7 protein-coding genes are annotated in these 6,942 nt (G+C 37.0%); 2 read left to right on the top strand and 5 right to left on the bottom strand.

Annotation, left to right across the window (positions count from 1 at the left end; genetic code table 11):
* Positions 1 to 256: 256 nt before the first annotated feature.
* Together ABIQ28_RS12795 and ABIQ28_RS12790 are read right to left on the bottom strand one after the other, a co-directional pair.
* Complete coding sequence (locus ABIQ28_RS12795) at positions 257 to 1,798, bottom strand: glycine--tRNA ligase (RefSeq protein WP_348037914.1); 1,542 nt, start codon at positions 1,796 to 1,798, stop codon at positions 257 to 259.
* Positions 1,799 to 1,860: 62 nt separating this feature from the next.
* Positions 1,861 to 2,742: a hypothetical protein gene (locus ABIQ28_RS12790; protein ID WP_348037912.1), complete on the bottom strand. Its 882-nt coding sequence runs from the start codon at positions 2,740 to 2,742 to the stop codon at positions 1,861 to 1,863.
* 110 nt (positions 2,743 to 2,852) lie between these two features.
* Between ABIQ28_RS12790 and ABIQ28_RS12785 the strand changes: the two genes are divergently transcribed.
* Together ABIQ28_RS12785 and ABIQ28_RS12780 are read left to right on the top strand one after the other, a co-directional pair.
* Positions 2,853 to 3,512, top strand: coding sequence for a phosphoribosyltransferase family protein (locus ABIQ28_RS12785; RefSeq protein WP_348037910.1), 660 nt, complete (start codon positions 2,853 to 2,855; stop codon positions 3,510 to 3,512).
* A gap of 53 nt (positions 3,513 to 3,565) precedes the next feature.
* On the top strand, positions 3,566 to 5,197 hold the full coding sequence (locus tag ABIQ28_RS12780) for an Ig-like domain-containing protein (RefSeq protein WP_348037908.1): 1,632 nt from the start codon (positions 3,566 to 3,568) through the stop codon (positions 5,195 to 5,197).
* Here ABIQ28_RS12780 and ABIQ28_RS12775 read toward each other — a convergent pair.
* The 3 genes from ABIQ28_RS12775 to ABIQ28_RS12765 all read right to left on the bottom strand — a co-directional run.
* The gene (locus tag ABIQ28_RS12775; RefSeq protein ID WP_348037906.1) at positions 5,157 to 5,936 is read right to left on the bottom strand and encodes an amidohydrolase; all 780 of its coding nucleotides are present in this window, start codon (positions 5,934 to 5,936) and stop codon (positions 5,157 to 5,159) included. The two genes, ABIQ28_RS12780 and ABIQ28_RS12775, sit on opposite strands and share 41 nt — an antisense overlap.
* A 1-nt stretch (position 5,937) precedes the next feature.
* The gene (locus tag ABIQ28_RS12770) at positions 5,938 to 6,393 is read right to left on the bottom strand and encodes a hypothetical protein (RefSeq protein ID WP_348037904.1); all 456 of its coding nucleotides are present in this window, start codon (positions 6,391 to 6,393) and stop codon (positions 5,938 to 5,940) included.
* Positions 6,394 to 6,552: 159 nt separating this feature from the next.
* Positions 6,553 to 6,942, bottom strand: a 390-nt coding sequence (locus ABIQ28_RS12765; protein WP_348037902.1) for an aminotransferase class I/II-fold pyridoxal phosphate-dependent enzyme, incomplete at its 5' end; no start/stop codon positions are given.

Here is a 6,942-nt window from a genome sequence, read left to right as displayed (position 1 = left end):
TTTGGGATTTGATCGTTTGAATATTGAGGCCTCTGCCTTTACATCGACAAGCTCAGTAACCACGAAGGAGTCTATGTTAAGAATGATTTTCTGAAGTTTCATGGTCAAGAGTGATTATTGGACTATGCTGAAAAGTAACTATTCAGGATTTTGAAAAAGCCATAAAATAAAAATCCCAAATTCCAACGGTATGTTATTGGAATTTGGGATTTTATATTTTGAATATTGAGGCTCCTGCCTTCGCAGGAGTCTTTTTTTACATTTTCATCAACCACGTTTTGACATCAACTTCTTGTTTGATGAGCTCACGTAAGTCTTCGATTTTTACACGGGTTTGTTCCATAGTGTCTCTATTACGAATGGTTACCGTGTTATTTTCTAAAGTTTCATGGTCAACGGTAATACAAAACGGAGTTCCGTTGGCATCTTGTCTTCTATAACGTCGGCCTACGGCATCTTTATCGTCATAAGCCACGTTGAAATCCCATCGTAGGTCGTCCATAATTTGACGTGCAATTTCTGGTAAACCATCTTTTTTAACCAATGGTAAAATAGCCGCTTTAACAGGTGCTAATACAAATGGTAATTTTAAAACGGTTCTGGTGGTATTATTTTCTAATTCTTCTTCAACTAAGGAGTTTGAAAACACTGCCAAGAACATACGATCCAAACCAATTGAAGTTTCCAATACAAAAGGCGTGTAGCTTTGGTTGGTTTCATGATCAAAATATTGTAGTTTTTTGCCTGAAAATTCTTCATGCTGCTTTAAATCGAAGTCGGTTCTAGAGTGAATACCTTCCAATTCTTTAAATCCGAATGGGAATTTGAATTCAATATCAGTTGCAGCGTCAGCATAATGCGCCAACTTCTCATGGTCATGGAAACGGTAATTCTCTGCGCCCATGCCTAAAGAAAGGTGCCATTTCATTCGGGCTTCTTTCCAATATTCAAACCATTCTTTTTGAGTGCCTGGCTGAATGAAAAATTGCATTTCCATTTGTTCAAACTCACGCATTCTGAAAATAAACTGTCTGGCGACAATCTCATTTCTAAACGCTTTACCAGTTTGCGCAATTCCGAAAGGAATCTTCATACGTCCTGTTTTTTGAACGTTTAGGAAATTCACGAAAATACCCTGGGCCGTTTCCGGACGTAGGTATAAATCCATCGCAGATTCTGCGGAAGCACCTATTTTGGTTCCAAACATCAAGTTGAATTGCTTCACTTCCGTCCAGTTTCTACTTCCAGTGATCGGATCGGCAATTTCTAATTCCTCAATTAGGGCTTTCACATCTGCTAAATCTTCTGTTTCTAAAGATTTTGCCATGCGCGACAGAATGCGTTTTATATCTTCATAATAACCAACAACTCTTGGGTTAGTGGTTATAAATTCTTCTTTGTTAAAAGCATCTCCAAAGCGTTTTTCCGCTTTAGCAACTTCCTTTTCAATTTTGGCTTCAATCTTAGCGCAGTAGTCTTCTATTAAAACATCTGCACGGTAACGTTTTTTTGAATCCTTATTGTCAATTAACGGGTCGTTAAAAGCATCAACGTGTCCTGAAGCTTTCCAGGTTGTTGGATGCATGAAAATTGAAGAGTCAATGCCTACAATATTGTCATTCATTTGTACCATGGCTTTCCACCAATAGTCACGAATGTTTTTCTTTAATTCAGCGCCATTTTGTGCATAATCATATACTGCACTTAGGCCATCATATATTTCACTGCTTTGAAATACGTATCCATATTCCTTGGCGTGAGATATAACCTTCTTAAATTGATCGTCCTGATTTGTCATGCTGCAAAAATAGAAAACCCTTCCAATTAAAGGAAAGGTTTGCATAAATAAATTTTATTGGGTTAGTTTAGAATAATTTGTGTGCCGCCGAGCTTTCTTTCATTATGAAAAACCGAAACGTAATAAGTGCCTTTTGGAATTGGAATATCGTTGTTTTCTGCATTGATGGTGGTGCAAATATCCATCATTTCGTTGTTATAATTAATGAGTTGCTTATCACTATAAATGAGTAAGGACTTACCAAATTCAATCGCACCTTTTGTTGCAAAAACATTGTTTAAAGGATTCAAAATTTGGATGTAAATTTCTTTCGTTCCTTTTTCGGTCAAGGTGTTCGCTGCCAGTGTGAAGCAGACGTTGATAAAGTTGGCATGAGACGCTTTAGTGGTTTCAATAGTATCGACTCCTGATTTGTATGCTTTTACATGGAATGAATTTGCAGTTAATAGCGATTCCTTTTCGAGCGCACCGTTCAATGATTTATTGGTTTTTAAAAGCTCATTGTTGACTTTTTTTTGCTCCTTTAAAGCATTGTGAGCCTTTAGTTTTTCCTTTTCCAAGCGTTCGTTGAGCAAGCTGATGGAATCTACAATTTTAAAAAGAGAAGTGTTTTTTGACTTAATATCCGAAAGATCAGATTTGACGCTTGTAAATACAGAAAAATCACTGGCCATTAGTCTTAGTTTTTCTGAAGATGATTTAGCGTCTTGTTTGATACTGTCTAATTGCTCCGATAAGATAGTGCTAGTTTGGCTAATTTCATCATATCTCAAAATCATTTGAGATAGTTCACTTTCAACTAGTTTTTTCTCTTGATTCAATGCGAGTTGCTCCTCTTTGTTGGCTTGGTAAGTACTAACGCTAAAAGCGCCAACAAAGGCAAAAGCGACAATCAATGAGCCAATAATAATTTTATAGCTAAAAATTTGAGGGTTAACTATCATAATTAATTATTAAGGGGAAATAGGGATTATTTAATTAAATGCAGCCAAAATATATATTAAGTTTGTTTTGTTTGCTTTTAATCGATAAAATGATAATAAACTTGTTAAACTTGTTTTTTCCAAAGGTTTGTTTAGCATGTGACGACCAGTTGGAAACTAGTGAGGTATATGTTTGCACCTTTTGCAGGCATGAATTGCCGTTGACCAATTTTGAAAGCACAGTCCATAATGATGTGACCAAGAGACTTTATGGCCGCGTTCAATTAGAAAATGCTTCCGCCTTGTTTTGGTTTACTAAGAAAGGACTCGTGCAGCATCTGATTCATAATTTAAAGTATAAAGGTCATGAGGATGTTGGTAAGTTTTTGGGTCAGTGGCTTGGTCAGGAACTGAAACAACAGGAGCGTTTTAGAACGGTTGATGTAGTTATTCCTGTGCCTCTACACTCCAAACGTTTGCGACAACGTGGGTTCAACCAAGTTCATGAGTTTGGAAAGGAGCTTGCAGAGGCCTTAGAATGTGATTTTAACACCAAGGTGCTGCAAAAAGATAAAGCTACAAAAACTCAGGTTTTCAAGGATCGGATTCGACGTTGGATTACTGATGAGACGTTGTTTGTCGTCACGGATTATGAGAGTCTGAAAGGGAAGCACATTCTTTTAGTGGATGATATTATTACCACAGGAGCAACCATTGAAATTTGTGCCAATGCCTTATCTAAAATTGAGGGGGTCACAATAAGTGTGGCGACCATGGCAATTGCCGAGTAATTTTTTCGTTTTTATTAAATATGTCGTTTATTTGCTAAAATTTCTCCGAGGTAATGTTTAAAGCCTATTATAAATTATTTCTTTTTGTTGGTATTCTTGTTCTGCTTGTCAATTGTGCCAATAGGGGCAATCCTTCAGGTGGAGAAAAGGATACACAGCCTCCAAGAATTTTGAAGTCATCACCAGAGAATTATTCCACGAATTTTAAAGCGCACGAAATTAAGATTCAGTTTGATGAGTATGTCAAAATAAAGAATGTTCAAAAACAGCTCATTATTTCGCCTCCAATGGATCCTGCTCCAGATATTATGCCCATGGGCAGTGCGAGTAAATCAATTACCATCAAAATTAATGACACTTTAAGACCGAATACGACCTACTCCTTTAATTTCGGACAAAGTATTGTCGATAACAACGAGGAGAATCCTTTTTCATACTATAAATATGTCTTTTCTACAGGTTCTTATATTGACTCGCTTTCTGTAAAAGGTGCGATTATTGATGCTGAAAAACGGGAACCAGATACATTTGTTTCCGTCATGTTGTACGAGGTCGATTCGACTTATACCGACTCTACGGTTTATAAAACCAAACCCTTATATGTAACCAATACGCTGGATAGTGTGAGTACGTTTAGTATTGATAATATTAAGGCAGGAAAGTATCGTTTGGTGGCCTTAAAGGATGACAACGGCAACTTTACCTATCAACAAAAAACGGATAAAATCGGATTTTGGGATAAAGAAATAACGGTGCCAAACGATTCTTTTTATGAAATAAAACTGTTTAAGGAGATTGCTGATTTCAGTGTGGAGCGTCCAGTTCAGGTTGCCAAACAAAAGATTCAGTTTGGCTACCGAGGCGATCCGAAAGGCGTGAGTATTGAAATGTTAGAAGGTAAGCCTGCTGGTTTTGAACATCGCATTGTCAAAGATGCGCAAAAGGATACTTTGTACTATTGGTACAAACCGAATGTAGAGGTGGATACCACATTATTCATTGTAAAAAATAAAACCTATAGTGATACTTTAAAACACCGTTTTCGGGATTTAAAGGTCGATTCACTCAAAATTACCGCTTCAGTTTCAGGCAATATCAGTTTTGATGAGGATTTTTCAATAGAAGCAAATGTTCCGTTTGATAAATTAGACGTGACGAAAGTATCCATAATGGATAAGGATTCTTTAAATATTGCTTTCAAAGCAGAATTTGATACGCTCAGCAATAAATACCGTTTTAAGTTTGATAAAAGCGAGGCCAATACCTATAAAATCCGATTTTTGCCTGATGCATTAACAGACTTTTTTGGAAAAGTTAATGATACGCTGAACTATGCAGTTAAGACCAAGCGATTTTCTGAACTCTCCGATGTTCGTGTGAGTTTAATAAATGCGGAATATCCTGTAATCGTTCAATTGACCGATAACAAAGGCTTGGTTAAGTACGAACAGTTTGCAGATGCACCGCGCGTATTTGATTTTAGGCATATTAATCCGGGGACTTATTACTTGAGAGTTGTCTATGATGCCAATGGGAATAGGAAATGGGATACGGGTAATTACCTTAAAAAAATCCAGCCCGAGCGCATCAGTTATATGGAAAAGTTGGTTGATGCCAGAACGGGATGGGATTTAGTGGAAGAATTTACATTATTGAAAACTGATCCTGATCCGCCAAAAAATTAAATTTAGATCGGTTCTGTTCAATATCCTGTTTTTTAAGAGTGACAATTTCTACAGCTTCTTTGTCAAAAGGAATGGTATCTATTCTGTTTCCTAATACATCATACACGGCCGAATGTCCTGAGTATTCATGGTTATTGGCGTCTTTCCCAACACGGTTGACACCCACGCAATAGCTCATATTTTCAATAGCGCGTGCTTTCAATAAAGTATCCCAAGCCACCATGCGTATGGCTGGCCAACTGGCTACATAAATAAGAACGTCATAGTTTTCAGAATTTCTTGACCAAACGGGAAACCTAAGATCATAACAGACCAAAGGACAGATTTTCCATCCTTTGTAGTCTATCATTATTTTTTTGCTTCCTGCCGTATATACTTTGTCCTCGCCAGCTAAAGTGAAGGTATGGCGTTTGTCATAGTGCTCTGTCTTTCCGTTGGGATGAACAAAAACCATTCGGTTGTAATAGTTGTCATCTTCGATAATCACCAAACTTCCAGTAATGGCAGCTTGTTTTTGAGCGGCTACTGATTTCATCCAAGTGATGGTTTCTCCATGCATGGTCTCAGCAACGTTTTGAGGCGTCATCGTAAATCCTGAAGTGAACATTTCAGGAAGTACAATCACATCTACAGGATCAACAATGGCTATTATTTTTTTTAAAATATGCGCTCTATTTTGCTCAGGGTTTTCCCAAGTCAATTCGGTTTGTATGAGGGCGATATTTAGAGTTTCAGACATCTTAAGCGCGATTCAGTTTTGTTCTGGCTTTTTCTAAATTATTTTTATAACCGTTCAGTTTTTTAAACCATTTTGCGTCATCATTCGGCGAAAGTTTACCGCTGTTTTTGAGTTTTTGGTACTTGTCTTGCTGCTGATCAAATTTTCGTGAAGCTTTATTAACTTGGTCTTGCGCTTTTTGTTTTTGCTTGAGCGCTTTTTCAGCTTTCTTTTTGGCTTTTTCAGCATTTTTTGTTGCTTTTTCGGCCCTCTTTTTGGCTTTTTCAGCGGCCTTCGCTTCTTTTACAAGGTTTTTGTGGGTTTTGAAAATATCAGCTTTTTCGCCAGATAACAGTGAAAGTGTAATATCCTCTCCCTTATGAAAAATAGACTTTCCTTTAACTTCATAAACTTTCCCGTCTTTAATAACGTTTTGGGCATTAACGGTAATTCCTAAGCCTAAAAAAAATACAATCATCCAGATTTTCATAGTGTAATGTTTTGTTATTTATGTACTCTATATCCTGATTCAGGACAATAGAGTTACATGATTATTAATAGAGCAAAAATACGGATTTTTAATCATTTATGAGTTTTTACACGGGCAAGATTCTTGTGGTAAACTGTTCTTTTACGGTTAAATTCTATTCAAAATTGTGGCCGCTTCCCGCAAGGTATCATCAGTTTTTGCAAAACAGAAACGCAGCACTTTATCGTCTAAATTATCAGTATTAAATACTGAAAGTGGGATTGAAGCAATTTTATGGTCAATGGTCAAGCGTTTAGCGAAGTCAACATCATGCTCTGTAGTAATATTGGAATAGTCCAATATTTGAAAATAAGTGCCTTGTGCTGGCGTAAACTTGAATTTGGAATCTTCGATCAGACTTAAAAACAAATCGCGTTTACGTTGATAAAAGTTGGGCAATTCCAAATAGTGGTTGGGCTCTTGTAAATAATCGGCCAAGGCTTTTTGCATCGGATGGTTGGCGCAAAACACATTGAATTGATGCACTTTTTGGAATTC

The sequence above is a fragment of the Gelidibacter sp. genome, from assembly GCF_039916245.1.
Taxonomy (GTDB): Bacteria; Bacteroidota; Bacteroidia; order Flavobacteriales; family Flavobacteriaceae; genus Gelidibacter.
The sequence above is the reverse complement of the archived record's forward strand: the minus strand, read 5'-3'. Positions and strand labels throughout refer to the sequence as shown.

Excerpts from the sequence above, each read along its gene's own strand:
- ABIQ28_RS12780 (WP_348037908.1), top strand. The coding sequence starts at position 3,566 with ATGTTTAAAGCCTATTATAAATTATTTCTTTTTGTTGGTATTCTTGTT.
- ABIQ28_RS12790 (WP_348037912.1), bottom strand. The coding sequence starts at position 2,742 with ATGATAGTTAACCCTCAAATTTTTAGCTATAAAATTATTATTGGCTCA.
- ABIQ28_RS12795 (WP_348037914.1), bottom strand. The coding sequence starts at position 1,798 with ATGACAAATCAGGACGATCAATTTAAGAAGGTTATATCTCACGCCAAG.
- ABIQ28_RS12770 (WP_348037904.1), bottom strand. The coding sequence starts at position 6,393 with ATGATTGTATTTTTTTTAGGCTTAGGAATTACCGTTAATGCCCAAAAC.
- ABIQ28_RS12775 (WP_348037906.1), bottom strand. The coding sequence starts at position 5,936 with ATGTCTGAAACTCTAAATATCGCCCTCATACAAACCGAATTGACTTGG.